Here is a 23,530-nt window from a genome sequence, read left to right on the forward strand (position 1 = left end):
CGGCGGTCAGGACAGCTCGACCTCGCCGTCGCCGGCCCGGCCGCCCTTCTTCCAGCCGTCCGCCTCGACGTCGTTGACCCAGGTCGCGCCGCTGTAGCCGACGCGCCGAAGCTGGTACTTCTCCGCGTAGGCCACCGACCAGGACGCCACCAGCCAGCCCCGCTTCCTCGTCGTGATCGCCGGGTCGCCGAGCGCCCTGGCGAGCTGCTTGCGCGCCTCGGCGGTCCTGGCCTGCGGCGCGGGCGTCTGCTTGGGCGGCGGATACCAGCAGTGGACGGACCTGGGCACCCGGCCGGTGAAGGCGGCGGCCAGGATCTTGGCGTCCTGCTCGTGCTGCGCGTACGCGTAGCCGCCCGCCGACCGCTGGACCTCCTGGGCCACCTCGGCCAGCGGCAGCTTGCGGTAGTTCTTGACCTTCACCAGGGCGGCGAAGAACTTGTTGCTGGCGTAGACCGGGTCCATCAGCTGCTTCTTGCGCCCCCAGCCCTGCGACTCGCGCTGCTGGAACACGCCCACCGAGTCGCGGTCGCCCCAGGAGAGGTTGCGCAGCTTCGACTCCTGCAACGCGGTGCCGTACGCGATGACGACGGCCCGCTCGGGCAGCCGGCGGCGGGCCGCGACCGCGGCGATGGTCGCGGAGACCTGCGCCTGCTCCGGATCGAGGGTCAGGACGCCCTCGGGGGTGCGCACCATGCAGTACGCCTCCGGCAGGACCAGCGGCGTCGCCCGCTTGAGCAGGAGATAGAGCCCCACGGAGACGCCGACGGCGAGCACCACGACGATGATCGCGATGGTGATGACTCCACGGGAGAAGCGCAGGCGCACCCTGAAGAACCTACCCGGCCGGATAAGCTCCGTGGCCATGAGTCACGTGATGTCCCCGGTGGTGGACGAGCTGTGGGAACGACGCGCGGAGCTGTCCCCGGCCGACGTGGAGGCGCGCATCCAGGTGGTCGGCGCCGTCGACCTGCTGGACAAGGGCGAGGCGAGGGTCGCCCGCCTGGTCGGCGGCGAGGTCGTGGTGGACGAGCGGGCCAAGCGCGCGATCCTGCTCGCCTTCCGGCTGCTGGGCATGGCACGTTCCCAGGTGGGCGACTTCCAGCACCACGACAGGGTGCCGCTCAAGACCTCCTTCGAGGGGGTGCGGGTGGTGCCGGGCGCCATCGCGCGCTGGGGCTCGTACCTGGCGCCGGGGGTGGTGCTGATGCCGTCGTTCACGAACATCGGCGCGTACGTGGACTCGGGCACCATGGTCGACACGTGGGCCACGGTGGGTTCGTGCGCCCAGATCGGGAAGAACGTGCACCTGTCCGGCGGAGTGGGCATCGGCGGCGTCCTGGAGCCGCCGGGCGCGGTGCCGGTCGTCGTGGAGGACGACGCGTTCATCGGCAGCCGCTCGATGATCGTCGAGGGCGCGCGGGTGGGCCGGGGCGCGGTGATCGGGGCGGGCACGATCCTGTCCGGCACGATCCCCGTGATCGACGTCCAGACGGGCGAGGAGCTGGCCAGGGGCAGGGTGCCCGACTGGTGCGTGGCGGTCGGCGGCACGCGGCAGAAGGAGTTCCCCGGCGGCACGTTCGGGCTGCCGTGCGTGCTGGTGATCAAGCGTCTGGAGCCGGAGCAGCGGCACGACAAGGCGGCACTCAACGAGGTGCTGCGCGAACATGGAGTGAACACCTGATGCTGGACCTGACACAGGACGTACGCGCGCTGACCGCCGCGATCGTGGACATCGAGTCGGTGAGCGGCGACGAGAAGGCCCTGGCCGACGCGGTCGAGCGGGCGCTGTCCGCGCTGCCGCACCTGAAGGTCGACCGCTCCGGCGAGACGATCGTGGCCCGCACCGACCTCGGCCGGGCCGAGCGGGTGCTGATCGCGGGCCACCTCGACACGGTCCCGGTCGCGGACAACCTGCCCAGCCGGGTGGAGGGCGACCTGCTCTACGGCTGCGGCACCTCCGACATGAAGGCGGGCGTGGCGGTCGCGCTGAAGCTGGCGGCCACCGTCCCGGCCCCCAACCGCGACGTGACGTACGTCTTCTACGACTGCGAGGAGATCGAGGCCGAGCGCAACGGCCTGACCAGGGTCGCCAGGGATCATCCCGAGTGGCTGGCGGCCGACTTCGCGGTGCTGATGGAGCCGACCGACGGCGTGATCGAGGGCGGCTGCCAGGGCACCCTGCGCGCCGACGTCACCGTGACCGGCAAGCGGGCCCACAGCGCGAGGTCGTGGTTCGGGGTCAACGCCGTCCACGGCATCGAGCCGGTGCTGGCCAGGCTCAACGCCTACGAGGCGCGGCTGCCGGTGGTCGACGGGCTGGAGTACCACGAGGGGCTCAACGCGGTCGCCGTGCGCGGCGGCGTGGCCGGCAACGTCATCCCCGACGAGTGCGTGGTCACCGTCAACTACCGCTTCGCCCCCGACCTGACGGTCGAGCAGGCCGAGCAGCACGTGCGCGAGGTGTTCGAGGGCTACCGGGTGAGCTTCCTCGACGCGGCGCCCGGGGCGCGGCCCGGCCTGACGCATCCCGTGGCCGCCGCCTTCGCCGCCGCGGTCGGCGGAACCCCGCGCGCCAAGCTGGGCTGGACGGACGTCTCCCGCTTCTCCGCGCTCGGCGTCCCGGCCGTGAACTACGGCCCCGGCGACCCCAACCTGGCACACCAGCAGGGCGAGTACGTGTCGCTCCCGAAGATCACGGAGAGCGAGCGGGCCCTGCTCGACTGGCTGACAAAATGAAAGTGGCTTTCCTCGCCGGCCATTTGGCGGGGAAAGCCACTTTCAGTCCCGAGCAGCACCCTCGGCAGTTAGACGCAGGGGGGTCGAAATTCGGTTCCCTGCTTTTCTCAAGATTTTTTCGGAGCCGTCATCTGGCCTTCGACCTGGGCGTTCATCCTCGAAGTGCCCGCTTCGGCGGGCGCGGCCCCGGTCGGGAACGGCGCCGCGGGCCGGTACGGAGAGGACTAGCGTGACCAGCATGGAACACAAGCAACGAGCCGAACGCCGTCAGGGGCAGGCGGTCGTGCGCGGGAGTCTCGTCCCCAGCTCCACCCACGACCAGCGGCTGCTCGACCGGCAGGGTCCCTCCGACTGGGTGCACATGGACCCGTGGCGGGTGCTGCGCATCCAGGCCGAGTTCGTGGAGGGGTTCGGCCAGCTCGCCGAGCTGCCCGCGGCGATCACGGTCTTCGGCTCGGCCCGCACCCCCGAGGGCACCCCCGAATACCAGATGGGCCGGCGGCTCGGCCGGGCGCTGGCCGAGTCCGGCTACGCGGTGATCACCGGCGGCGGCCCCGGCGTCATGGAGGCGGCCAACCGGGGCGCCTCCGAGGTCGAGGGCGCGGTGTCGGTCGGGCTCGGCATCGAGCTGCCGTTCGAGCAGCGCATGAACGACTACGTCGACCTCGGCATCGAGTTCCGCTACTTCTTCGTGCGCAAGACGATGTTCGTCAAGTACTCGCGCGGCTTCATCGCCCTGCCGGGCGGTTTCGGCACGCTCGACGAGCTCTTCGAGGCGCTGACGCTGGTCCAGACCCACAAGGTCACCTCGTTCCCGGTCGTGCTGATGGGCTCGGAGTTCTGGGGCGGCCTGCTCGACTGGATCAAGAACACCCTGCTCGGCACCGGCAAGATCGCCGCCCAGGACCTCGACCTGATCTCCGTCACCGACGACCCCGACGAGGCCGTGCGGATCATCGCCGACTCCGACCGGGCCCGCTCCCGCCAGCGGGAGGAGGAACTGGAGGCCGCCGCCGCCCAGACCGCGGAGCCCCAATAGGCTGTCGGCCCGTGAACATCTGCGTCTTCTGCGCCTCCAGCCTCCGCATCGACAGGAAGTACGTCGACCTGGCCGCAGAGGTGGGCGCCGAGCTCGCCAGGCGTGGTCACACGCTGGTGAGCGGCGGCGCCACGGTCTCGTGCATGGGCGCGGTCACCTCCGCCGCCCGTGCCGCCGGCGGGTTCACGGTCGGCGTGATCCCGCAGGTGCTGGTGGACATCGAGGTGGCCGACACCGAGTCCGACGAGCTGATCGTCACCGACGGGATGCGCGAGCGCAAAGGCGTCATGGACGCCCGCTCCGACGCCTTCCTCGTGCTGCCCGGCGGCATCGGCACCCTGGAGGAGCTGTTCGAGATCTGGACGGCGCGGGTGCTCGGCATCCACGACCGCCCGCTGGTGATCCTCGACCCCTGGGGCCTGTACGAGCCGCTGCGGCAGCTCGTCTCCGGCATGCACGCCGAGGGCTTCACCCGGGCCGACGTCTTCGACGCGATCTCCTGGACGACCACGGTCGAGGAGGCGTTCGCCCACCTCGAAGCGCGTCCGCAGCCGGTCCGGCCGAGCATCGCCGAGCTGGGGGAGGCCACCGGCTGACCAGGCTGCCCCGATTGCCCGCACTTGTGGTGGATCGCTGAACGTGCTCGTCCATATGAGTACGATGCCAATGTGCTGGTCATACTCGCCATCGCCGCGATCGCCATCCTGGCCTGCGTGGTCCTGGTCTCCCTCGGCAGAGGCGGGGAGCTGACCGAGTTCCCGCCGGACGTCCCGCCGCTCGACCTGCCCGAGGCCGGACAGCTCACGGCGGTCGACTTCATGGCGCTGCAACTGCCGGTCAACCTGGTCGGCTACCACACGCAGAGCGTCGACGAGACCCTGCGCCGGGCGGCCCAGGCCATCAGCGCCCGCGACACCAGGATCGCCGTCCTGGAGCAGCGGGTGTCGGAGCTGCTGTCCAGCCGGCTGCACGCGCGCCAGGAGATCTACGCCACGCCCGGCGCCCGGCTGCGCACCGACCACGAGCCCGAGGCGCCCACCGCCGAGCTGCGCGACCCGTCGGAGGAGCACGACCGGCACGCCCCCGAGCACGACGAGCCCGCGCACGACGAGCCCGCGCACGACGAGCCCGAGCAGGAAGAGCCCGAGAAGGACGACGACGACTCCATGCACGCGTCCCCGGGCGAGGACAAGGACAAGGACGAGCGCCCGTGACCGAACTCATCCGGTGCACCTGGCCGGGCATGGGCGACCCGATGTACATCGCCTACCACGACGAGGAGTGGGGCCGCCCGGTCAAGGGCGACGACGAGGTCTTCGAACGCGTGGCGCTGGAGGCGTTCCAGTCGGGCCTGTCGTGGCTGACGATCCTGCGCAAGCGGGAGAACTTCCGCGCCGCCTTCGACGGCTTCTCGACCGTCAAGGTGGCCGCCTACACCGAGCGCGACGTCGAACGGCTGCTCGGCGACGCCGGGATCGTCCGCAACCGGGCCAAGATCGAGGCCGTGATCGGCAACGCCAGGGCCGCGCTCGACCTGCCCGAGGGCCTGTCGGAGCTGGTGTGGCGGTTCGCCGACCCCGACGCGCCGGTGCCCCGGACGATGGCCGACGTGCCCGCCATCACCCCCGGCTCCAAGGCCCTGGCCAAGGAGCTGCGCAAGCACGGCTTCAGGTTCGTCGGCCCGACCACCGCGTACGCGCTGATGCAGGCGATCGGGCTGGTCAACGACCACATCGAGGGCTGCCTGGCGCGCTGAGCGCCCGCGTGGGACCGGCCGCTCAGCGGCCCCTGAACACCGGCCGCTCCTTGGCCAGGAAGGCGCGGGTGGCGTCCTGGTGGTCTGCGGTGGCCACGCACGCGTCCTGCAGGTCGGCCTCCAGCGCGAGCGAGTCGGCCAGCGAGTGCGTGGCGGAGTGGGCCAGCGCGCGCTTGGTGGCGGCGTAGGCCGCGGTCGGCCCGGCGGCCAGGCGTACGGCCAGCTCGTGCGCGGTCTTCGGCAGGTCGTCGGCGGGCACCACGCGCGTGACCAGCCCCAGGTCGAGCGCGGCGGAGGCGTCGAGCGGCTCGCCGAGCAGCAGCAGCTCGGCCGCCCGGCCCCGGCCGACCAGGCGCTGCAACGTCCAGGACGCGCCGGAGTCGGGAGCCAGCCCGATGCCCGCGAACGCCAGCGCGAACTTGGCCTTGTCGGAGGCGACGCGCAGGTCGCAGGCGAAGGCCAGGGCCGCGCCCGCGCCCGCGGCGACGCCGTTGACCGCCGCCACGACCGGCTTGGGCATGGTCGCGATCAGCTCCACGATCGGGTTGTAGTGCTCGCGCACGGTGTCGGCTAGCCCGCGGCCCGCGGCCAGGTTGGCGGCGTGCTCGCGCAGGTCCTGGCCGGCGCAGAAGGCCCGGCCCGAGCCGGTGAGCAGCACCGCCCTGACCTCGGGGTCGGCCGCCGCCTGGCCCACCGCCGCCAGCAGCGCGGCCTTGACCTCGGCCGTGAGCGAGTTCATCGACTCCGGACGGTCGAGGGTGACGGTGGCGACGGCGTCGGCCATGTCGTAACGGATCACATGAGCTCCCTGTCGACGAACGCGGCGGCTGCGGGCAGCAGCCTGGTGGCTTCCTGCTCGAAGAACGTGCGGGCCTTCTCGCCCGGCCAGCCCGCGGGCAGCAGCTCGGCCGGCAGCCCGGGGTCGCGGAACAGGAAGTTGCGCCAACCGTGCACCAGTCTGCTCCTGGTGGCGAACACCCGGTCGGGCGGGGCGTCCTCGGGCAGGGTGCTGATCAGCGTGACAGCCTCGGCGTGCCAGTGCTCGTACGCCTCGCCGATCGCCGCCAGGTCCCAGGCCCGCGCCACCAGCTCGCGCGGGTCGCCCTCCAGCGCCGCGTCGAACCGGTCGGCCCGCACGCCCTCGCCGTCCAGCAGGTTGTCCAGCTCGATGGAGGAGCGCGGCCCGATCCACGTCGTCTCCGACAGGCAGGCGTAGCCGAGGAAGGTCAGGTCGGCCCTGATCCGCTCCCGGCGCTGGCGCTCCCTGACCGGCTCGATGACGATCACGTGCCAGCGGCCGTGCCAGGCGAGTGTCCCTGATCGGTAAATTCTCAGCGCTGCCTCATCCAGGCGCCTGACACACTTCGGGGTGAGCCCGTAGCCGGCTCCCTGAGGCAGCCGCAGCGGCCGCAACCAGCCCTGCCGGACCATCCGCGAGACCGCCGTGCGGACCGCCGGAGCGGCGATTTCCAGGGGGTTCATGAGCCGTACGAGCGCGGCCACGGTCGCCTGCCCACCGCGCGCACGCAGGTGGTCTCCGTACAGGTCGAAGAGAGCGGCGCGAGCGTGCACGAAGTCCAGTTTGGACGCCATCGCCTGCCTCGACAACGCATTCTGGGAGGAGATCGTTACCCATGAGGGCTCTCGATGCGGGAGAATAGGACATCACAGAAGACGTGAATGCGCCGACCACCCCCTCGGGCGGTCGGAAATCGCGGGCCGCGGGAGCCCAAGGCAGGAAGGGATGCACGCATGGCGGCGATGAAGCCGCGGACCGGCGATGGTCCGCTCGAGGTCACCAAGGAAGGGCGCGGCATAGTCATGCGGGTCCCTCTCGAAGGTGGCGGCCGGCTCGTCGTGGAGATCTCCGCCGACGAGGCAAAGGCGCTCGGCGAGGCGTTGAAGAACGTCGTCGGCTGAGCGCTCCCGAGACAACCTGATCCTCCGACCCTGGCGTAAGTCCGGCGCCAGGGTCGCTGACGTTTGGAGGGTTCCGTGCCCATCGAGACCACCGTCTCCGCGGTCGCCGAGGTCCCCGAGGGTGCCGAGCTGCTGGCCGTGCCCTATGCCTCCGACCTGCGTCCCGCTGTCGAGCCGTACGTCGAGCTGCACCTTCCGGTCGCCGACCTGCTGGCCCACTACGAGGCCAAGGGCGAGGCCGGCGAGATCGTCGAGGTCCCGGTGGCGCGGGCGGGCGGGGTCGGGCGCGTGCTCCTGTACGGCGTGGGCGACGGCTCGCCGCGGGCGCTGCGCAGGGCCGGCGCGGCGCTGGCGCGCAAGGTCAAGGGCCGCGACACGCTGACCGTGGTGCCGCCCGAGGGCGACGTCGCCGCGTTCGCCGAGGCCGCGCTGCTGGCCGGATACACCTTCAAGATCGGCAAAGAGGGCCGGAAGGGCGTGCGGGCGATCGAGCTCGCCGGCGCCGACGCCGAGCCGGTGCGCCGGGCCGAGATCGTGGCGGAGGCCGTCGCGCTGGCCCGCGACCTGGCCAACATGCCGTCCTCGGTCAAGCATCCCGCCTGGCTCGCCGAGCGCGCCGCCGAGCAGGGCCTGCCGGTGCGGGTGTGGGACGAGGAGCAGCTCCAGGCCGAGGGGTTCGGCGGCATCCTGGCCGTCGGGCGCGGCTCGGTCCGGCCGCCCCGGCTGATCCAGCTCTCCTACGTCCCCGAGCAGCCGGCCGAGCGGCACGTCGTGCTGGTGGGCAAGGGCATCACGTTCGACTCTGGCGGCCTGTCGCTCAAGCCGACCGAGAACATGAAGACCCAGAAGACCGACATGGCGGGCGGCGCGGTGGTGATCGCCGTGCTGGCCGCGCTGGCCCGGCTGGGCGCCCCCGTCCGCGTGACGGGCCTGATCGCCGCCGCCGAGAACATGCCGTCCGGCACCGCCCAGCGTCCCAGCGACGTCATCAGGCACTACGGCGGCCGCACGGTCGAGGTGCTGAACACCGACGCCGAGGGCCGGCTCGTGCTGGCCGACGCGCTGGCCTACGCCGACGCCGAGCTCGACCCCGACGCCGTCGTGGACATCGCCACCCTCACCGGGGCCATCTCCGTGGCGCTCGGCCGGAACGTCGGCGCCGTCTACGCCTCCGACGAAGACCTGGCCGCCCAGCTCCTGGCCGCCGGTCAGGCCAGCGACGACCGGCTCTGGCGCATGCCGCTGATCGACGACTACGCCCCGGCCCTGGAGTCGTCGATCGCCGACCTGGCCAACGTCGAGAGCGGCACCCGGTACGGCGCCGGGTCCATCACGGCGGCGCTGTTCCTGCGGGAGTTCGCGGGCAAGCGCCCGTGGGCGCACCTCGACATCGCCGGGGTCGGCCGCAGCACGGTCGACGAGGGCACCCTGACCAAGGGCGCGACCGGGTTCGGCGTGCGCGTGCTGCTGGAGTGGCTCACCCGGGGCTGACCCGGTCTGATCCGGGGCTGGTCCGGGGCTGGTCCGGGGCTGGTCCGGGGCTGGTCCGGGGCCCGGCTCGGGCGGCGGCTAGTCGGCGATCTTCACGGCGGCCAGCAGGCCGTCGCCCAGTGGCATGAGCACCGACCGCAGCCGGTCGTCGCCCTGCACCAGCTTGCCCAGCTCGCGCAGCGAGACCGTGTCGGGGTCGCGCTGCGTGGGGTCGGCCACCCGGTCGTGCCACAGCGCGTTGTCGAAGGCCACCACGCCGCCGACGCGCAGCAGGCGCACCGCCTCGGCCAGGTAGTCGACGTACTCCTGCTTGGCGCCGTCGGCGAAGACCATGTCGTAGCCGCCGTCGGAGAGCCGGGGCAGCACGTCGAGCGCCCGGCCCGAGATCAGCCGCACCCGCCCGCCGGAGAAGCCCGCCTCGGCGAACGCCTGTCGGGCCAGCCGCTGGTGCTCGGGCTCGACGTCGACGCTGGTCAGCGTGCCGTCGCCGCGCATGCCGCGCAGCAGCCACAGCCCCGAGACGCCGCAGCCGGTGCCGATCTCGACGACCGACTTGGCGTTGACGACGGTGGCGAGGAAGCAGAGCGCCGCCCCGCCCCCGGGAAGGATGGGCACCGCACCCATCTCCAGCCCGCGCTGACGCGCCGCGTGCAGGATCTCATCCTCGTGATGGAACTGCTCCGCATAGGCCAGAGTGGCCTCCACCGGACTGGTCATCGGCCTCCTCCCCCCACTTTCGTGCGATTGGTCACCGATCGCAGCCTAGGGGAGTCACGCCGGGACGGGAACTCAGGACGGTCCGAAGGCGTTGCAGGTTTAAACGGGCTTTGCCGGTCCGGAAGGCAGGCAGTGCGCACGAAGGGACGAAACCAGGCACTATGACGGTAGCGGTGGTCCCAGAGAGAGGAGTGCTGGTGGACGAAAGCGACCACCAGGCGGATACTCCCGTGTCGTCTGATTGGACGCCTCCCACGTGGGAGGAAGTGGTGCGGACTCATTCCGCACGCGTGTACCGGCTGGCGTACCGGCTTACCGGCAATGTCCACGATGCCGAAGACCTCACGCAGGAGGTCTTCGTCAGGGTCTTCAGGTCGCTGTCGAGCTACACCCCCGGCACGTTCGAGGGCTGGCTGCACCGGATCACGACGAACCTGTTCCTCGACATGGCGCGGCGCAAGCAGCGCATCCGGTTCGAGGGGCTGGCCGACGACGCCGCCGAGCGGCTGCGCGGCCGTGAGCCGTCGCCGGCGCAGGCGTTCGACGACGCCCACCTGGAGCCCGATATCCAAGCCGCCCTCGACGCGCTCGCCCCCGAGTTCCGGGCCGCGATCGTGCTGTGTGACATCGAGGGCCTGTCCTACGAGGAGATCGCGGCCACGCTCGGCGTCAAGCTGGGTACGGTCCGAAGCCGTATTCACCGTGGCCGGGCGCAGTTGCGGGAGGCGCTCGACCATCGAGCCCCCCGTACTACCCAACTCCCCCCGACCGTGATCAGTGGGGAGGAAGTCTGATATGGCTCATCTAGGAGAACGCGTTTCGGCGCTCGTCGACGGAGAGCTGAACCACACCGAGCGCGATCGCGCGCTCGCCCACCTGACCTTCTGTGCTGACTGCCGGCGCGAGGTCGAGTCGATGCGGGCGCTGAAGTCGCGCCTGCGCTCGCTCGACGGCCCGGCGATGCCGGCCGATCTGACCATGTCGCTGCTGCGCATGGCGGAGCCCGGTGGGCCGCTGCCGCCGAGGGAGCGCCCTTTCCCTACCCGTACGTTCGGGGGGGTGCCCATCCCTGGGCCCCACAGCATCGCGCCCCTGGACAACCGCCCGCGCAGGGACGCCACCGCTGGGGCCTCGGGCCCTGGGCGGGGCGGTAGGCGGCGCGGGGCGTACGTCGCGGTGGGCGTGGTGTCCGCCGCCGTCGCACTCGGCACCTTCTTCGCGGTCTCGGGCACAGGGGCCCAGACCTCGCCGCCGCCGGTCGAGCTCTGGCGGGTCCAGCACTCACCGGCCACCAGCGCGCCGCCCACCGCCACGCCTTGAACCGGGGGCTCGCCTGGGATACTCGGGTGGCGTAGTCGACGATGCCAGGGGCATACGATCTGGGTTCGGGATTTGTCGCAAACAAAGCCTTTTATGACCCTCGTATGCCGCCAGAGCAAAGATTGCGGTGGCCGAGCAAGGAGTGGTGAGACGTAGATGACCGACGAGACGCGCCCGGGCGAAGGACGCACGACGTCGGACTTCCCCGAGCCACAGGGGCGGCCGGAGTTCCTGCCCGCCGACGAGCCGGGCGAGCAGGCGGACCGCCGCTCCGACCCGCCCGCCTCGTTCGGCGCGTCCTGGGGCGACCCGTCGGGCCGCCCCGACAATCCGGGCGTGTCACCGTACGAACCCCCCGGCCGTTCCGACAGCTCGGGCGCGTCGCCGTACGAGTCGCCGGGGCGTGCCGATGGCGTGCCGCCGCAGGACGGGGGTGCGCGGGCGTACGAGGGCCCGTCGTTCGAGAGCCCGGCCGGGACGCGGGGGTTCGAGAGCCCGTTCGAGAGCCCCGGCGGCACGCGGGCCTACGAGACCCCCTCCTTCGGGCCGGCGGAGACCGGCCCGCGGCCGATGCAGCCGCCGCCCTTCATGGGCGCGTACGGCGGGAACCACCCGCCGCCGCCGCGGCAGGCCCTGGGCATGGGCCCGGGATGGGCGCCGCCGCCGCAGGGCGGCCCAGGCGCGGGCGCGCTGCCAAGGCGCGGACTCAACGCCGGCGCGCTGATCGCGATCGCCGTGGCCATCGCGCTGGTGGCCTCCGTGCTCGGCAGCCTGGGCACGTACCTGCTGACCAGGTCGGGCAGCAGCGGCACCGACCCGTCCTACAGCCTCGGCCCGGCCCCGACGGGCGCGACCAACAGGGCGCCCGACTCGGTGGCCGGCGTGGCCGCGCGGGTCCTGCCCAGCGTGGTCTCGCTGGAGGTCGGCAACGGCACCAACACCGAGGGCGCCTCCGGCTCCGGATTCCTGATCAAGAACGGCTACGTGGTGACCAACAACCACGTGGTCGCCATGGCCGCCAAGGGCGGCGAGATCAAGATCATGTTCAACAACCGCAAGACCACCGCGGGCCGCATCGTCGGCCGCGACCCGGGCTCCGACCTGGCCGTGGTCAAGCCCGAGGAGACCTTCGGCACGCCGGAGATCACCCTCGGCAACTCCGACCAGGTCGTGGTGGGCGACCCGGTGATCGCCATCGGCTCGCCGCTCGGCCTCAGCGGCACGGTCACCACGGGCATCGTCAGCTCGCTCAACCGTCCGGTCATCGCCGGCGACGAGACGGGCGCCGCCACCGAGGAGCCCGCCTACATCAGCGCCATCCAGACCGACGCCGCCATCAACCCAGGCAACTCCGGCGGCCCGCTGGTCAACGGCCGGGGCGAGGTGGTCGGGGTGAACTCGGCCATCGCCACCCTCAGCCGTTCGGTGAACAGTCAGAGCGGCAGCATCGGCCTGGGCTTCGCGATCCCGGTGAACCAGACGCGGCGGGTGGCCGAGGAGCTGATCACCACGGGCAAGGCCAAGCGTCCCAAGATCGGCATCGTGCTGGACAAGGACTACAAGGGCCAGGGCGTGCGCATCGCCTCCGAGCCCGCCGAGGGCCGCCAGCCGGTCGACGCCAACGGCCCCGCCGACAAGGCCGGGCTGAAGGCGGGCGACGTCATCCTGGAGGTCGACGGGCTCGCGCTGCAGGACGGCAACGAGCTGATCGCCCTGATCCGCAGCAAGGCGCCGGGCGCCAAGATCACCATCAAGTACCAGCGCGCCGGCCAGGAACGCACCGCCACCCTCACCGTCGTCGCCGACGACCAGCCGGCTCCCAGCCCGTCCTGAGTGATATGACCCATGGGGGACGGTTCAGCCACGGGCTGGAGCCTTTAGTCTGTGGAGAGCGTGGAGAGCATTGTGGACTGCGGGTAGGAGCGTACGGTGTTCGGACTCGGGTGGATGGAGGTCGGAGCGCTGATCGTCATCGCGCTCCTGGTCTTCGGTCCTGACAAGTTGCCGCAGGCCGCCTCGCAGGCGGGCAAGACGCTGCGCAACCTGCGGCGCATGGCCAACAACGCGCGCGACGACCTGAGGGCGGGCCTCGGGCCGGAGTTCCAGAACTTCGACCCCGCCGACCTCAACCCGAAGAACTTCGTCCGCAAGCACCTCCTCGACGAGTTGGAGGACGACTGGAACGGCCGTCCCAGAGACCTGGAGCCGGCCGCCGTCGCGCCCTACGACGCCCCTGAGCCGCCGTCGGAGCTCGCCTATGGCGAGCTGCCCCCCTACGACTCCGAGGCCACCTGACACGCCCTGCAGACGCGCGACGGGCCCGCCCAGCTTTCGCTGGGCGGGCCCGTCTTCTGCGTGGAAGGGTCAGGAACGGTTGGGCGACAGGCCGAGCTGCATGCCCTTGATGCTGGAGGAGCGCTTGCTCAGACCGGCGGCGATCTTCCGCAGCTCGGCGGCGGCGGGCGAGTCGGGGTCGGTCAGCACCAGCGGCTTGCCCTCGTCGCCGCCCTCGCGCAGGCGCAGGTCGATCGGCACCTGGCCGAGCAGCGGGACGCGGGAGCCCAGCGTGCGGGTCAGGGCGTCGGCGACGGTCTGGCCCCCGCCCTCGCCGAACACGGCCACCCGCTCGTCGCAGTGGGGGCAGGGCAGCCAGGACATGTTCTCGATGACGCCGGCGATCTGCTGGTGGGTCTGGGCGGCGATCGAGCCGGCCCGCTCGGCCACCTCGGCGGCGGCCTGCTGGGGCGTGGTCACGACCAGGATCTCGGCAGACGGGAGCCGCTGCGCCACCGAGATGGCGATGTCGCCGGTGCCCGGCGGCAGGTCGAGCAGCAGGACGTCGAGGTCGCCCCAGTAGACGTCGGCCAGGAACTGGTGGAGCGCCCGGTCGAGCATCGGGCCGCGCCACACGACCGGCGAGTTGCCCTCGGGCTTGAACATGCCGACGGAGATGACCTTGATGTCGTGCGCCGACGGCGGCATGATCATGTCCTCGACCTTGGTGGGACGCTCGGCGGCGCCCAGCATGCGAGGAATGCTGTGACCGTAGATGTCGGCGTCGACGATGCCGACCTTGAGGCCGTTGGAGGCCATCGCGGCGGCCAGGTTGACGGTGACCGACGACTTGCCCACGCCGCCCTTGCCGCTCGCGACGGCGAAGACGCGGGTCAGCGAGCCGGGCTGGTTGAACGGGATCTCCTTCTCCGGGCCCCGGTCGCCCCGCAGCTTGGTCTGCAGGGTCTTGCGCTGCTCGGCGCTCATGACGTCGAGCTCGATCTGGACGTCCGTCACGCCGCCGACCTTGCCGACCGCCGTCTTCACGTCGCGCGTGATGGTGTCCTTCATCGGACAGCCTGACACGGTGAGGTAGACGCCCACCCGGACCGCGCCGTCGGGGGCGATCTCGATGTTCTTGACCATGTCGAGGTCCGTGATCGGGCGACGGATCTCGGGGTCGATGACGGTGGCGAGGGCGGCCGTCACCTGTTCCTGGGTTGGTGCCATCGAAGTCTCGGCACGAGGGAGTGCCGTCCCTCCTTAGTCGGTCTATGTGTGACAGGCGCTGAAAGCCAGTGAGAAATGCCCCTCCATGGTATGAACCCGGGGCGCCGCTCAGTTAATCCGCGCTGTTAGGTGTCTGTGCAACAACGTCTAAGGTTACTGCGTGACTCTGCTGCGCGACGAGGGGCTCACCGCCGAGGAGCTGGCGGTCTGGCGGATGTTGCAGCGGGCCCAGGTGCGCATCGCCCGCCGCCTGGAGGCCGAGCTGCTGGTGGCCCACGATCTTCCCCTGGCCTCGTACGAGGTGCTGGCGCAGCTCGCCGAGGCGCCGGGGCGGCGGCTGCGCATGAACGGCCTGGCCGACCGCGTGCTGCTCTCGCGCAGCGGGCTGACCAGGCTGATCGACCGGTTGCAGCGCCACGGGCTGGTCGGGCGGGAGGCGTGCTCCGACGACGCCCGCGGGCTGTTCGCGGTGCTGACCGAGGCGGGCGCCGCGCGGCTGGCCGAGGCCACGCCCACCTACCTGCGCGGGGTCAAGAACCAGTTCCTCGACCTGCTGGGCGACGGCGACGTCGGCGCGGTGCGGACGCTGCTGGCCAGGCTCGACGTCACTGACGTTTGTTGAGCTCCTCCAGCAGCCGGCCGAGCTCGGCGCGCAGGTAGTCGCGGGTGGCGACCTCGTTGAGGGCCAGGCGCAGGCCGGCGATCTCGCGGGTGAGGTACTCGATCTCGGCCTGGTTGCGGTCGGCGGCCTCGCGGTCCTGCTCGTACTGGATGCGGTCGCGGTCGTCCTGGCGGTTCTGGGCGAGCAGGATGAGCGGCGCGGCGTAGCTGGCCTGGAGCGACAACATCAGCGTGAGGAAGATGAACGGGTACGGGTCCCACTTGAGCGCCGGCGGAGCCGCGACGTTCCAGATCACCCAGATCGCCACGAACACCGTCATGTAGACGATGAAGCGGGCCGTGCCGAGGAAGCGGGCGATGCGCTCCGACAGGCGGCCGAACGCCTCGGGGTCGTAGTGCGGGCGCAGCGAGCGCCGCAGCGCCCGCGGCTGGTCGAGCCGGTCAGTGGTCACGGGCGTCCCCCTCGCGCCAGTCATCGGGAAGCAGGTGGTCGAGGACGTCGTCGACGGTCACCGCGCCGACGAGTCTGCCCAGCTCGTCCACGACCGGGGCGGCGACCAGGTTGTAGTTGGCCAGGAAGGCGTGGACCTGGCGCAGGGTGAATTCGGGCCTGATCGGGTCGAGCGACGGGTCGAGCACGCGGCCGAGCAGCGTCGAGGGCGGCTCGCGCAGCAGCCGCTGGAAGTGCGAGACCCCCAGGTACGTGCCGGTCGGCGTCTCGGTGGGCGGCCTGGTCACGTAGACCTGGGCGGCGACGGCCGGCGGCAGGTCCTGCTGGCGGATGTGGGCCAGCGCCTCGGCCACCGTCGCGTTGGGCGGCAGGACGACCGGCTCGCTGGTCATCACGCCGCCCGCGGTGTCGTCGGCGTAGGTCAGCAGCCGCCGCACCGGGGCCGCCTCGCCGGGCTCCATGAGCGCCAGCAGCCGGGCCGCCTGGTCCTCGGGCAGGTCGTGCAGCAGGTCGGCGGCGTCGTCGGGGCTCATCTCCTCCAGGACGTCGGCGGCCCGCTCGGGTTCGAGGGTGCCGAGGATGCCGATCTGGTCGTCGGGCGGCAGCTCCTCCAGCACGTCGGCCAGGCGGTCGTCGGCGAGCTCGCGGGCGATCTCGATGCGCCGCTTGCTGGGCAGCTCGTGCAGGGCGCTGGCCATGTCGGCGGCGCGCAGCGACTCGAACGCGGCGATCAGCCCGGCCGCGCCCTGGTCCTTCTGCAGGGTGTCGAAGCCGGACACCTCGTTCCAGCCGACCGTCCTGGGCTCGCGCCGGCGGCCCTTGAAGAGGGCGACCCTGGTGATCTCCCACCGGGACGGCAGGGTCTCCTCCATGGCGACGTCGTAGACGGTCATGGGCTCGTCGCCGACGCGTACGGACAGGTCGAGCACCTCGCCGATGACCAGCGTCTCCGAGGCGCGCTGCTCGAACCGGCGCATGTTCAGCCGTCCGGTGAAGACGACCGCGCCCGCCTCGATGCGGCGCACACGGGTGATCGGCAGGAACACCCGGCGGCGCGGCTGCACCTCGACGACCATGCCGTGCACCTGGGGGTTGCCGGTGATGCGCAGGCCCACGACGACGTCGCGGACCCGGCCGATCTGATCGCCCGTGGGGTCGAAGACGGGGGTCCCCGCCAGCCGGGCCACGAAGATCTTCACGTGGGCCAGGCTAACAGTGAGACGCCGTTGCGCCCCGGTTGCCTGGCATGTCAGTATCAAACGCATTTAACGCTGATTACGGGCACTAGGGGTACACCATGAGGCTGGCGGGGCTCGCACTGGCATTCGTGTCGTCGTGTTGTTTCGCGTTCTCCGGGCCGATGGCCAAGTACCTCATCACCGCCGGGCTGGCACCGGTCGAGGCCGTCTGGACCCGGATGGCGGGCGCCGGGCTGCTGCTGGTCGCGGTGCTGGCGGTGGTCAAGCCGCGGGCCCTGCGCATCCCGCGGGCGCGGCTGCCGTTCCTCGGGCTCTACACCGTGATGGCCGTCGCGGGCGTGCAGTCGCTCTACTTCGTCGCCATCACCCGGCTGCCGGTGGGGATCGCGCTGCTGCTGGAGTTCATGGCGCCGGTGATGGTCGTGGCCTGGGTCAGGCTCGTCCGCAAGGTACGCCTGGCCGGGGCCGCGTACGTCGGCGCGGTGATCGCGTTCGTCGGCCTGGCGATCGTCGTCGAGGCGTGGCAGGGCATGCGCCTGGACGCGGTCGGCCTGCTCCTCGGCCTGCTGGCCGGGGCGTGCTGCGCCGGTTACTTCCTGATGGGCGACAGCCTGGGCCCCGACATCGACCTGCTCGGCCTGGTCGCCTGGGGCATGGTCGGCTCGGCCGTCGTGCTCATCCCCTTCGCCCAGCCCTGGGACATCCCCTGGGAGGCCTTCACGACCTCCGTCGCCCCGCAGGGCGGCACGACGCTGCCGGTGCTGGGGGCGTACCTGTGGCTGGTGCTGGTGGCGACCGCGCTGGCGTACATCCTCAGCATGAACATGGTGCGGCGGCTGTCGGCGGCGGTGGGGGCGACGGTCGCCTCGCTGGAGGTCATCGGCGGCGCGGTGGTCGCGTGGGCGCTGGTCGGCGAGACGCTGGGGGTGTTCCAGATCGTCGGCGGGATGATCGTGCTCGGCGGCGCGCTGCTCGCCCAGACCGCCACCTCGGGCGGCGCCCCCGCCCCCGCCCCGGACCGCCCGGCCGAGATCACCGCCCAGGTGTGAGCCCGGCGCAGAGGTCGGCACACGGCCCGGAACAGGGCCCGGCACGCGGGCCGGGCGCGGCCGGGGTCAGCGTTGCGGTGTCAGGCGCAGGACGGTCGAGTCGCGGGCCCAGCGCTCGGTCAGGTGCTCGCTGTCGGGGGCGTTGAGCCGCTCCTTGGCCAGCACCGCCACGGCGTCGGCCGCCGCGGCCTGGTCGACGACCGAGACCTCCGCGTCGAACTCCACCAGCCGCGCGCCGTTGTCCTTGCTGCGCAGCGTCACGCGCACCCGGTCGAGCGCCCCGAGCCCCGGCAGGTCCTGCTCGCCGCCGCCGGTCACGAGGTAGATGGCGCCGTCGTGCCAGGCGTGCCAGGCCAGGCGCGGGCGGTCGAGGGCGAGCCAGAGGATGCCGGACTTCTTGGCGCCCTCCTCGATGGCCGCGATGTCGTCGCTCACGATCAGACTGTAACCCCCGGAAACCCCCGAACCGCTTGGGGCTTGCGCGCGTTTCACCGGTATGCGGTCGTTCATCCTCGTGCTCGTCCTCGTCGCGGGCTGCGGCGCCGCCGCTCCGGAGCCGCCGTCCGCGTGCCGGGCCTCCGCCCGTACGGGCCCGCTGGACCCGCGCGTCCTGCGGCAGGTCGTGTACGACTACCCGGCGCGCCCGACGCCGGAGGCGCTCGCCGGGAAGGTGGAGACCGTCGTCACCGGCCACGTGACGGGCTGGGTCGCCGGGCCCGTGGTCGAGGAGGGCATCCCGGGGGACCGCACCCATTACGTCCTGATGCGCACCCGGGTCGGCGAGCGGCTCAAGGGCGCCGCCGCGGACGTCGCGGACCTCGCCTTCTACCAGGGGGCGGCGGTGGACGACGCCGGCACGCCGGTCCACAGCGTGGCCGACTTCGCCCGCGCGGTCCCCCCGGGCACCCGGGTGCTGCTGTTCATGAACCGCGCCAGAGCGACCGGCAAAGTCGTCGAGGGACGCCAGGTCGCCTGGTCGACGCCCCCGCAGGGCGTGATCCTGCACGAGGTGACCGACGACCCCGGCGGCCGGGCCGTCGGCGGCAGGGACGAGATCTTCTCCTCGACCGGCTGGAACCAGCCGTGCGGCATCGACGGCCTGATCGCCCGCCTGCGCGCCCACGGATTCACCGGCTGAACACTTTGCCCTTTTCTGGTGTCCGCCGGGCGCCTTGCCGGGGAGAACCGCATTCATGGGGATCGTCTCTCGCGGCTTCGCCGGAAAGCACTTCCGGCGGCCGCGGCCGGAGCTGGCCGGGCGGGTGCCGCCGGGGCAGTACCTGGCCGAGGGCTTCCCGGTGCTCACCGCGGGGGCGACGCAGCACATCCGGACCGAGCGGTGGTCGTTCACCGTCAGGGGCGGCGCGGGCGAGCCCACCTGGACGTGGACGGACCTGCTGTCGCTGCCCGCCGAGCAGATCACCGTGGACATCCACTGCGTCACCCACTGGAGCAAGCTCGACACCACCTGGACGGGCGTGTCCCTCGACCGGCTGCTGACCGGCGCCGACCGGGCGGCCGGGTACGCCCTGGCCGTCAGCTACGGCGGCTACGCCACCAACCTGCCGGTCGAGGAGATCGTGGACGGCAAGGCGTGGCTGGTCTACGCCTACGAGGGCGCGCCGATCCCGCCCGAGCACGGCGGCCCGGTGCGGATGCTGGTGCCCGCCCACTACCTGTGGAAGAGCGCCAAGTGGATCCACGAGCTGTGGCTCATGGACGAGGACCGCCCGGGCTTCTGGGAGCGGTCCGGCTATCACAACTTCGGGGACCCATGGCGGGAACAGCGGTACTACGACGACTGACCTGGCAGCCGGCCACGATCGCCGAGGTCGTCCCGGAGACCGACCAGACGCGCACGCTGCTGCTCGACGTGCCGGGCTGGCCGGGACACCGCGCCGGCCAGCACGTGGACGTGCGGCTGACCGCCGACGACGGCTACCAGGCGACCCGGGCGTACTCGCTGGCCGGCGCGCCCGGCGAGCGGCCCTCGATCACCGTGGTCAGGGTGGCGGGGGGCGAGGTGTCGCCGTACCTGGTGGAGGTGGCCGGGGCCGGCGACCAGGTGGAGGTGCGCGGCCCGATCGGCGGCTACTTCGTGTGGGAGCCCATGCCGGAGCGGCGGCCGCTGCTGCTGGTCGCGGGCGGGTCCGGCGTCGTGCCGCTGCGCTCGATGCTGCGCCACCGCGCCCGGCTGGGCGACGGCACCCCGGTGCGGCTCGTCTACTCCGTGCGCGACCCCGGCCAGGTGATCTACCGCGACGAGCTGGAGTCCGCCGGCGCCGAGGTGACCTTCGTCTACACCCGCTCGGCCCCCACCGACTGGCCCGAGCCCGTGGGCCGGCTGGACCGCTCGCAACTGGTCCGGCTGGCCTGGCCGCCCGCCCACGAGCCGCTGGCCTACGTCTGCGGCCCGACCGCGTTCGTCGAGCACGTCGCCGCGATCCTCACCGCCCTGGGCTACCCGCCCACCGACATCCGCACCGAGCGGTACGGCTAGGAGAGACACCATGCAACAACCCGTGGACGGCAACGCCGCGGCCGGCCCGCTGGCCCAGTTCTTCGGCCGGGACATGACGGCGGCCCAGGGCGTCTGCGCGCAGTGCGGCATGAACGGCCCGCTGGGGGAGGCCACCGTGTACGGCCCCGCCCCCGGCACCGTGCTGCGCTGCCCGAACTGCGACAACGTGCTCATGACCCTGGTGGAGGCGCCGGGCCGGATGATGGCCGCGATGCCGGGGCTCGGCCTGCTGGAGACGCCCGTGCAGGGAGGGAGCTGACCGTGGCCGTCGTCTCGAAGGGCTTCAAGGGCCGCGGCGGGCACGACGACCGCCTGCCGCCCGGCCAGTACCTCACGCCCGGCTTCCCCGTCCTGTCCGCGGGCCCGACGCCCCGCGTCGACACCGCCGACTGGACGTTCACCCTGGTCACCGAGGCCGGCCGGGAACGCGTCTGGACCTGGGACGAGCTGCTCGACCTGCCCCAGAGCGCCCCGCACACCGACCTCCACTGCGTCACCGGCTGGACGAAGTTCGACACCGACTGGCAGGGCGTGTCGATCGACGTCCTGCTCGACGACGTGGACACGCAGGCGGAGTTCGCGCAGGCGTACTGCCACGGCGGCTACACGACCAACCTGCCGCTCGCCGACCTGCGCGGCGGCAGGGCGTGGATCGTCCACACCTTCGACGGCGACCCGCTGCCCGCCGAGCACGGCGGCCCGGCCCGGCTGCTGGTGCCGCACCTGTACCTCTGGAAGTCCGCCAAATGGGTCAAGGGCCTGCGCCTGCTCGACCGCGACCGGCCCGGCTTCTGGGAACAGGCCGGGTACCACAACTACGGCGACCCGTGGCGCGAGCAGCGCTACTGGAACAGCTGATCGTGCCCATAGACGGGGGACGCCTGCCGCGGGCCGCCCCGCAGCCGTTAGCGTGGGCGCATGCGCTCACGTCGTTCCGTGCTCTCCGTGCCGGGCAGCAACCCCCGCTTCCTGGAGAAGGCCCAGACCCTGCCCGCCGACGAGGTCTTCCTCGACCTTGAGGACTCCGTCGCGCCGCTGGCCAAGGACGAGGCCCGCAAGAACGTCGTGACCGCGCTGCGCGAGGGCGACTGGACCGGCAGGACCCGCGCGGTCAGGGTCAACGACCTGACCACGATGTGGACGTACCGGGACGTGATCGAGGTCGTGGAGGGCGCCGGCGAGTTCCTCGACTGCCTGATCCTGCCCAAGGTCCAGGACCCGACCGAGGTCGTCTGGCTCGACACCCTGCTGACCCAGATCGAGCGGTCGATGGGCTACGAGGTGGGCCGCATCGGCATCGAGGCCCAGATCGAGAACGCCCGCGGCCTGGTCAACGCCGACGCCATCGCCGGGTCGTCCAGGAGGCTGGAGGCCCTGGTGTTCGGGCCGGCCGACTTCATGGCCTCGATCAACATGCGCACCCTCGTGGTCGGCGAGCAGCCGCCCGGCTACGAGGAGGGCGACGCCTACCACTACATCCTCATGCGCCTGCTGATGGCCGCCAGGATGCACGACCTCCAGGTGATCGACGGCCCCTACCTCCAGATCAAGGACGTCGAGGGCTACCGCCGGATCGCCCGCCGGGCCGCCGCGCTCGGCTTCGACGGCAAGTGGGTGCTGCACCCCCTGCAGGTGGAGGCGGCCAACGAGGTGTTCTCGCCCAGCCAGGACGACTACGACCACGCCGAGCTGATCCTGGAGGCGTACGAGCACTACACCACCGTGGAGCGGCGCGGCGCGGTCATGCTGGGCGACGAGATGATCGACGAGGCGTCCCGCAAGATGGCGCTCGTCGTGGCCGCCAAGGGCCGGGCGGCCGGCCTGTCCAGGACGAAGTCGTTCACACCCTGACGCCCACCGCGGTGAAGAACCACAACGACGAGGTCAGCCAGAGCCCGACCAGCGCCGTGAACGCCAGCCCGCCGAGCACCGGCAGCGTCCAGCCCGGCGCGTCGCGCTTGGGCAGTGCCAGCATCTTCGCCGTGAACACGCCGTAGAAGAAGCAGCCGAGCAGCGAGTGGGCCAGCACGCGCGGCACGTCGAACTGCAGGCCCAGGGCGTACAGGCAGTGGAAGGCGACGGGGATCGTGAGCAGGAACGCCAGCCGCCCCGACCAGCGGTGGACGGCGTCCGGGAGCTCGATCCCCAGCCTTCCCCACATCGACAGCGCCGAGACCACCTGGACGATCGCCAGCGCGAACGCCCCGGTCGTCAGCCACGCCTTCATCGGCAGCGCGCCGGAGAACCCGGCCGGGCCGATCGCGAACCCCGTGGGCGTGTGCGCCCGGCCGTACACGCCGAGCCCCAGCGCCACCAGGCCGCCGGCCAGCAGCGGGATCAGCAGCACGGCGGCCGTGCGGTGCGAGGGCCGGTGCGAGGGGCGGTGGACGGCGGTCATTGCATCTCCTCGATGAAGCCGTCCACGTCCTTCGGCAGGACGGTGGCGCCGGCGACGGTCACGGGGGTGGTGGGCCGCCCGGCGTCCAGCCGGGGGATCTCCACCTGGGTCTGGCCCAGGAACGCGGCGCCGACCTGGTCGTAGCCGCCGCCGGGGCGCGGGACGCGGATCCAGCCCGCGCGCAACCTCGCGCCCCTGACCTGCGCGGTCGCCCGGTACAGCCCGGACGGCCGGACCACGGCGGGCGCGGTGAACGTCCACCTGCCGCCGCCGACGGACAGGCTGCCCCTGGCGCGTCCCACGCCGAGCGTGGCGGTCAGCCGGGCCGTCCCAGGGCCCTTCAGCACGGCCTTGCCGCCGGCCTCGCCGCCCTTGAACCAGGCTTCCGACCTGCCGTCGCAGAAGTAGCCGACGGCCTTGCCGTCGCGGACGGAGATCGCTATCAGGCCGCCGTTGCCCTTGACGTACCCGCCGTAGTCGGCCTTGGGGATCTTCGCGGCCTCCGTGGGCGCGGGCGACACGGGCGGCGACACGGGCGGCGACACGGGCGGCGACACGGACGGCGACACGGACGGCGACACGGACGGCGACACGGATCGCGACACGGACGGGGACGGCGCTGGGGCGGCCTCGGTGGGGGATCCCGCCGCCGCGCGGGTGGGGGGCGCGGGGTCGGCCGCCGGGGTCGCGGTGACGCTGGCGACGCCCAGCCCCGCGGCCAGGACCGCGCCCGCCGCCAGGGTGATGAAAGGTCCCAGCCTTGACATGACTGCTCCCAAACTCGGAAGGGCAAAATGCCGTACGACTC

At 72.1% G+C, this 23,530-nt stretch carries 30 protein-coding genes; 20 read left to right on the forward strand and 10 right to left on the reverse strand.

The genetic code is table 11. The annotated features are described in order from the left end of the window. Positions 1-6: 6 nt before the first annotated feature. Positions 7-864 (reverse strand): hypothetical protein, encoded by an 858-nt coding sequence (locus ACIBST_RS31760; RefSeq protein ID WP_397177016.1) that lies wholly within the window; start codon positions 862-864, stop codon positions 7-9. Here ACIBST_RS31760 and ACIBST_RS31765 point away from each other — a divergent pair. The 6 genes from ACIBST_RS31765 (at position 863) to ACIBST_RS31790 (ending at position 5,531) form a co-directional block, all read left to right on the forward strand. Beyond that, entirely contained in the window at positions 863-1,681 is an 819-nt protein-coding gene (locus ACIBST_RS31765; protein ID WP_352325370.1) for a 2,3,4,5-tetrahydropyridine-2,6-dicarboxylate N-succinyltransferase, read from the forward strand. The two genes, ACIBST_RS31760 and ACIBST_RS31765, sit on opposite strands and share 2 nt — an antisense overlap. After that, positions 1,681-2,736, forward strand: a complete 1,056-nt coding sequence (dapE, locus tag ACIBST_RS31770; protein ID WP_397177018.1) for a succinyl-diaminopimelate desuccinylase — start codon at positions 1,681-1,683, stop codon at positions 2,734-2,736. Before ACIBST_RS31765 ends, dapE begins: the two co-directional genes overlap by 1 nt. 238 nt (positions 2,737-2,974) lie before the next feature. After that, complete coding sequence (locus tag ACIBST_RS31775) at positions 2,975-3,775, forward strand: TIGR00730 family Rossman fold protein (RefSeq protein ID WP_397177019.1); 801 nt, start codon at positions 2,975-2,977, stop codon at positions 3,773-3,775. Positions 3,776-3,786: 11 nt separating this feature from the next. Beyond that, the gene (locus ACIBST_RS31780; RefSeq protein WP_397177021.1) at positions 3,787-4,371 is read left to right on the forward strand and encodes a TIGR00730 family Rossman fold protein; all 585 of its coding nucleotides are present in this window, start codon (positions 3,787-3,789) and stop codon (positions 4,369-4,371) included. A gap of 72 nt (positions 4,372-4,443) precedes the next feature. Continuing rightward, on the forward strand, positions 4,444-4,989 hold the full coding sequence (locus tag ACIBST_RS31785) for a hypothetical protein (protein ID WP_397177023.1): 546 nt from the start codon (positions 4,444-4,446) through the stop codon (positions 4,987-4,989). After that, positions 4,986-5,531, forward strand: a complete 546-nt coding sequence (locus ACIBST_RS31790) for a DNA-3-methyladenine glycosylase I (RefSeq protein ID WP_397177024.1) — start codon at positions 4,986-4,988, stop codon at positions 5,529-5,531. The genes ACIBST_RS31785 and ACIBST_RS31790 overlap by 4 nt, the downstream gene beginning before the upstream one ends. Before the next feature lie 22 nt (positions 5,532-5,553). Here the strand turns inward: ACIBST_RS31790 and ACIBST_RS31795 are convergent, their stop codons facing one another. Next, entirely contained in the window at positions 5,554-6,315 is a 762-nt protein-coding gene (locus ACIBST_RS31795) for an enoyl-CoA hydratase-related protein (protein WP_397177152.1), read from the reverse strand. A gap of 11 nt (positions 6,316-6,326) precedes the next feature. Continuing rightward, entirely contained in the window at positions 6,327-7,124 is a 798-nt protein-coding gene (locus ACIBST_RS31800; RefSeq protein ID WP_397177026.1) for a PaaX family transcriptional regulator C-terminal domain-containing protein, read from the reverse strand. A 159-nt stretch (positions 7,125-7,283) separates the two neighbouring features. Here ACIBST_RS31800 and ACIBST_RS31805 point away from each other — a divergent pair, with 159 nt between their 5' ends. Together ACIBST_RS31805 and ACIBST_RS31810 are read left to right on the forward strand one after the other, a co-directional pair. After that, positions 7,284-7,451, forward strand: coding sequence for a DUF3117 domain-containing protein (locus tag ACIBST_RS31805; RefSeq protein ID WP_020545024.1), 168 nt, complete (start codon positions 7,284-7,286; stop codon positions 7,449-7,451). A 75-nt stretch (positions 7,452-7,526) separates the two neighbouring features. Then, positions 7,527-8,942, forward strand: coding sequence for a leucyl aminopeptidase (locus tag ACIBST_RS31810; RefSeq protein ID WP_397177028.1), 1,416 nt, complete (start codon positions 7,527-7,529; stop codon positions 8,940-8,942). 78 nt (positions 8,943-9,020) lie between these two features. Here the strand turns inward: ACIBST_RS31810 and ACIBST_RS31815 are convergent, their stop codons facing one another. Then, positions 9,021-9,659, reverse strand: a complete 639-nt coding sequence (locus ACIBST_RS31815) for an O-methyltransferase (RefSeq protein ID WP_352325381.1) — start codon at positions 9,657-9,659, stop codon at positions 9,021-9,023. A 161-nt stretch (positions 9,660-9,820) separates the two neighbouring features. On the opposite strand from ACIBST_RS31815, the gene sigE reads away from it, so the two are divergent. The 4 genes from sigE (at position 9,821) to ACIBST_RS31835 (ending at position 13,274) form a co-directional block, all read left to right on the forward strand. Further along, entirely contained in the window at positions 9,821-10,453 is a 633-nt protein-coding gene (sigE, locus tag ACIBST_RS31820) for an RNA polymerase sigma factor SigE (RefSeq protein WP_352325382.1), read from the forward strand. Between the two features lies 1 nt (position 10,454). Further along, the gene (locus ACIBST_RS31825) at positions 10,455-10,979 is read left to right on the forward strand and encodes an anti-sigma factor family protein (protein ID WP_397177030.1); all 525 of its coding nucleotides are present in this window, start codon (positions 10,455-10,457) and stop codon (positions 10,977-10,979) included. Between the two features lie 156 nt (positions 10,980-11,135). After that, positions 11,136-12,812, forward strand: a complete 1,677-nt coding sequence (locus ACIBST_RS31830) for a S1C family serine protease (RefSeq protein WP_397177031.1) — start codon at positions 11,136-11,138, stop codon at positions 12,810-12,812. A gap of 96 nt (positions 12,813-12,908) precedes the next feature. After that, the gene (locus tag ACIBST_RS31835) at positions 12,909-13,274 is read left to right on the forward strand and encodes a sec-independent translocase (protein WP_397177033.1); all 366 of its coding nucleotides are present in this window, start codon (positions 12,909-12,911) and stop codon (positions 13,272-13,274) included. Positions 13,275-13,343: 69 nt separating this feature from the next. Here ACIBST_RS31835 and ACIBST_RS31840 read toward each other — a convergent pair whose 3' ends face one another. After that, complete coding sequence (locus tag ACIBST_RS31840) at positions 13,344-14,483, reverse strand: Mrp/NBP35 family ATP-binding protein (protein ID WP_397177035.1); 1,140 nt, start codon at positions 14,481-14,483, stop codon at positions 13,344-13,346. A gap of 160 nt (positions 14,484-14,643) precedes the next feature. Between ACIBST_RS31840 and ACIBST_RS31845 the strand changes: the two genes are divergently transcribed. After that, entirely contained in the window at positions 14,644-15,105 is a 462-nt protein-coding gene (locus ACIBST_RS31845) for a MarR family winged helix-turn-helix transcriptional regulator (protein ID WP_397177037.1), read from the forward strand. Here ACIBST_RS31845 and ACIBST_RS31850 read toward each other — a convergent pair. Next, entirely contained in the window at positions 15,089-15,556 is a 468-nt protein-coding gene (locus tag ACIBST_RS31850; RefSeq protein WP_397177039.1) for a DUF1003 domain-containing protein, read from the reverse strand. The genes ACIBST_RS31845 and ACIBST_RS31850 overlap by 17 nt on opposite strands. After that, entirely contained in the window at positions 15,546-16,754 is a 1,209-nt protein-coding gene (locus ACIBST_RS31855; RefSeq protein ID WP_397177041.1) for a magnesium transporter MgtE N-terminal domain-containing protein, read from the reverse strand. Before ACIBST_RS31855 ends, ACIBST_RS31850 begins: the two co-directional genes overlap by 11 nt. Positions 16,755-16,915: 161 nt before the next feature. Between ACIBST_RS31855 and ACIBST_RS31860 the strand changes: the two genes are divergently transcribed. Beyond that, positions 16,916-17,803, forward strand: coding sequence for an EamA family transporter (locus ACIBST_RS31860; protein WP_397177042.1), 888 nt, complete (start codon positions 16,916-16,918; stop codon positions 17,801-17,803). 66 nt (positions 17,804-17,869) lie between these two features. Here ACIBST_RS31860 and ACIBST_RS31865 read toward each other — a convergent pair whose 3' ends face one another. After that, positions 17,870-18,238, reverse strand: a complete 369-nt coding sequence (locus ACIBST_RS31865; protein ID WP_397177044.1) for a hypothetical protein — start codon at positions 18,236-18,238, stop codon at positions 17,870-17,872. A 61-nt stretch (positions 18,239-18,299) separates the two neighbouring features. Between ACIBST_RS31865 and ACIBST_RS31870 the strand changes: the two genes are divergently transcribed. Genes ACIBST_RS31870 through ACIBST_RS31895 form a run of 6 tightly spaced genes read left to right on the forward strand, consistent with a single transcriptional unit; the run spans position 18,300 to position 22,175 of the window. Continuing rightward, entirely contained in the window at positions 18,300-18,941 is a 642-nt protein-coding gene (locus ACIBST_RS31870) for a hypothetical protein (RefSeq protein WP_397177046.1), read from the forward strand. A 55-nt stretch (positions 18,942-18,996) separates the two neighbouring features. Then, a complete protein-coding gene (locus ACIBST_RS31875) occupies positions 18,997-19,608 on the forward strand; it encodes a molybdopterin-dependent oxidoreductase (protein ID WP_352319223.1) in 612 nt (203 codons plus the stop codon). Continuing rightward, entirely contained in the window at positions 19,578-20,303 is a 726-nt protein-coding gene (locus ACIBST_RS31880) for a ferredoxin reductase (protein ID WP_397177048.1), read from the forward strand. The genes ACIBST_RS31875 and ACIBST_RS31880 overlap by 31 nt, the downstream gene beginning before the upstream one ends. A gap of 10 nt (positions 20,304-20,313) precedes the next feature. After that, positions 20,314-20,583, forward strand: a complete 270-nt coding sequence (locus ACIBST_RS31885) for a DUF6510 family protein (RefSeq protein ID WP_397177050.1) — start codon at positions 20,314-20,316, stop codon at positions 20,581-20,583. Between the two features lie 2 nt (positions 20,584-20,585). Then, complete coding sequence (locus ACIBST_RS31890) at positions 20,586-21,182, forward strand: sulfite oxidase-like oxidoreductase (protein WP_397177051.1); 597 nt, start codon at positions 20,586-20,588, stop codon at positions 21,180-21,182. A gap of 60 nt (positions 21,183-21,242) precedes the next feature. Continuing rightward, on the forward strand, positions 21,243-22,175 hold the full coding sequence (locus ACIBST_RS31895; RefSeq protein ID WP_397177053.1) for an HpcH/HpaI aldolase/citrate lyase family protein: 933 nt from the start codon (positions 21,243-21,245) through the stop codon (positions 22,173-22,175). Here ACIBST_RS31895 and ACIBST_RS31900 read toward each other — a convergent pair. Beyond that, entirely contained in the window at positions 22,165-22,722 is a 558-nt protein-coding gene (locus ACIBST_RS31900) for a DUF6529 family protein (protein ID WP_397177054.1), read from the reverse strand. The genes ACIBST_RS31895 and ACIBST_RS31900 overlap by 11 nt on opposite strands. Further along, positions 22,719-23,489, reverse strand: coding sequence for a hypothetical protein (locus ACIBST_RS31905; protein ID WP_397177056.1), 771 nt, complete (start codon positions 23,487-23,489; stop codon positions 22,719-22,721). The genes ACIBST_RS31900 and ACIBST_RS31905 overlap by 4 nt, the downstream gene beginning before the upstream one ends. Between the last annotated feature and the right edge of the window lie 41 nt (positions 23,490-23,530).

Source organism: Nonomuraea sp. NPDC049684, from assembly GCF_044465345.1.
Taxonomy (GTDB): Bacteria; Actinomycetota; Actinomycetes; order Streptosporangiales; family Streptosporangiaceae; genus Nonomuraea.

Excerpts from the sequence above, each read along its gene's own strand:
- ACIBST_RS31880 (WP_397177048.1), top strand. The coding sequence starts at position 19,578 with ATGGCGGGAACAGCGGTACTACGACGACTGACCTGGCAGCCGGCCACG.
- ACIBST_RS31870 (WP_397177046.1), top strand. The coding sequence starts at position 18,300 with ATGCGGTCGTTCATCCTCGTGCTCGTCCTCGTCGCGGGCTGCGGCGCC.
- dapE (WP_397177018.1), top strand. The coding sequence starts at position 1,681 with ATGCTGGACCTGACACAGGACGTACGCGCGCTGACCGCCGCGATCGTG.
- ACIBST_RS31760 (WP_397177016.1), bottom strand. The coding sequence starts at position 864 with ATGGCCACGGAGCTTATCCGGCCGGGTAGGTTCTTCAGGGTGCGCCTG.
- ACIBST_RS31775 (WP_397177019.1), top strand. The coding sequence starts at position 2,975 with ATGGAACACAAGCAACGAGCCGAACGCCGTCAGGGGCAGGCGGTCGTG.
- ACIBST_RS31830 (WP_397177031.1), top strand. The coding sequence starts at position 11,136 with ATGACCGACGAGACGCGCCCGGGCGAAGGACGCACGACGTCGGACTTC.
- ACIBST_RS31800 (WP_397177026.1), bottom strand. The coding sequence starts at position 7,124 with ATGGCGTCCAAACTGGACTTCGTGCACGCTCGCGCCGCTCTCTTCGAC.
- ACIBST_RS31860 (WP_397177042.1), top strand. The coding sequence starts at position 16,916 with ATGGCCAAGTACCTCATCACCGCCGGGCTGGCACCGGTCGAGGCCGTC.
- ACIBST_RS31840 (WP_397177035.1), bottom strand. The coding sequence starts at position 14,483 with ATGGCACCAACCCAGGAACAGGTGACGGCCGCCCTCGCCACCGTCATC.
- ACIBST_RS31905 (WP_397177056.1), bottom strand. The coding sequence starts at position 23,489 with ATGTCAAGGCTGGGACCTTTCATCACCCTGGCGGCGGGCGCGGTCCTG.
- ACIBST_RS31795 (WP_397177152.1), bottom strand. The coding sequence starts at position 6,315 with ATGGCCGACGCCGTCGCCACCGTCACCCTCGACCGTCCGGAGTCGATG.
- ACIBST_RS31825 (WP_397177030.1), top strand. The coding sequence starts at position 10,455 with ATGGCTCATCTAGGAGAACGCGTTTCGGCGCTCGTCGACGGAGAGCTG.
- ACIBST_RS31875 (WP_352319223.1), top strand. The coding sequence starts at position 18,997 with ATGGGGATCGTCTCTCGCGGCTTCGCCGGAAAGCACTTCCGGCGGCCG.
- ACIBST_RS31815 (WP_352325381.1), bottom strand. The coding sequence starts at position 9,659 with ATGACCAGTCCGGTGGAGGCCACTCTGGCCTATGCGGAGCAGTTCCAT.
- ACIBST_RS31805 (WP_020545024.1), top strand. The coding sequence starts at position 7,284 with ATGGCGGCGATGAAGCCGCGGACCGGCGATGGTCCGCTCGAGGTCACC.
- ACIBST_RS31885 (WP_397177050.1), top strand. The coding sequence starts at position 20,314 with ATGCAACAACCCGTGGACGGCAACGCCGCGGCCGGCCCGCTGGCCCAG.
- sigE (WP_352325382.1), top strand. The coding sequence starts at position 9,821 with ATGACGGTAGCGGTGGTCCCAGAGAGAGGAGTGCTGGTGGACGAAAGC.
- ACIBST_RS31895 (WP_397177053.1), top strand. The coding sequence starts at position 21,243 with ATGCGCTCACGTCGTTCCGTGCTCTCCGTGCCGGGCAGCAACCCCCGC.
- ACIBST_RS31900 (WP_397177054.1), bottom strand. The coding sequence starts at position 22,722 with ATGACCGCCGTCCACCGCCCCTCGCACCGGCCCTCGCACCGCACGGCC.
- ACIBST_RS31765 (WP_352325370.1), top strand. The coding sequence starts at position 863 with ATGAGTCACGTGATGTCCCCGGTGGTGGACGAGCTGTGGGAACGACGC.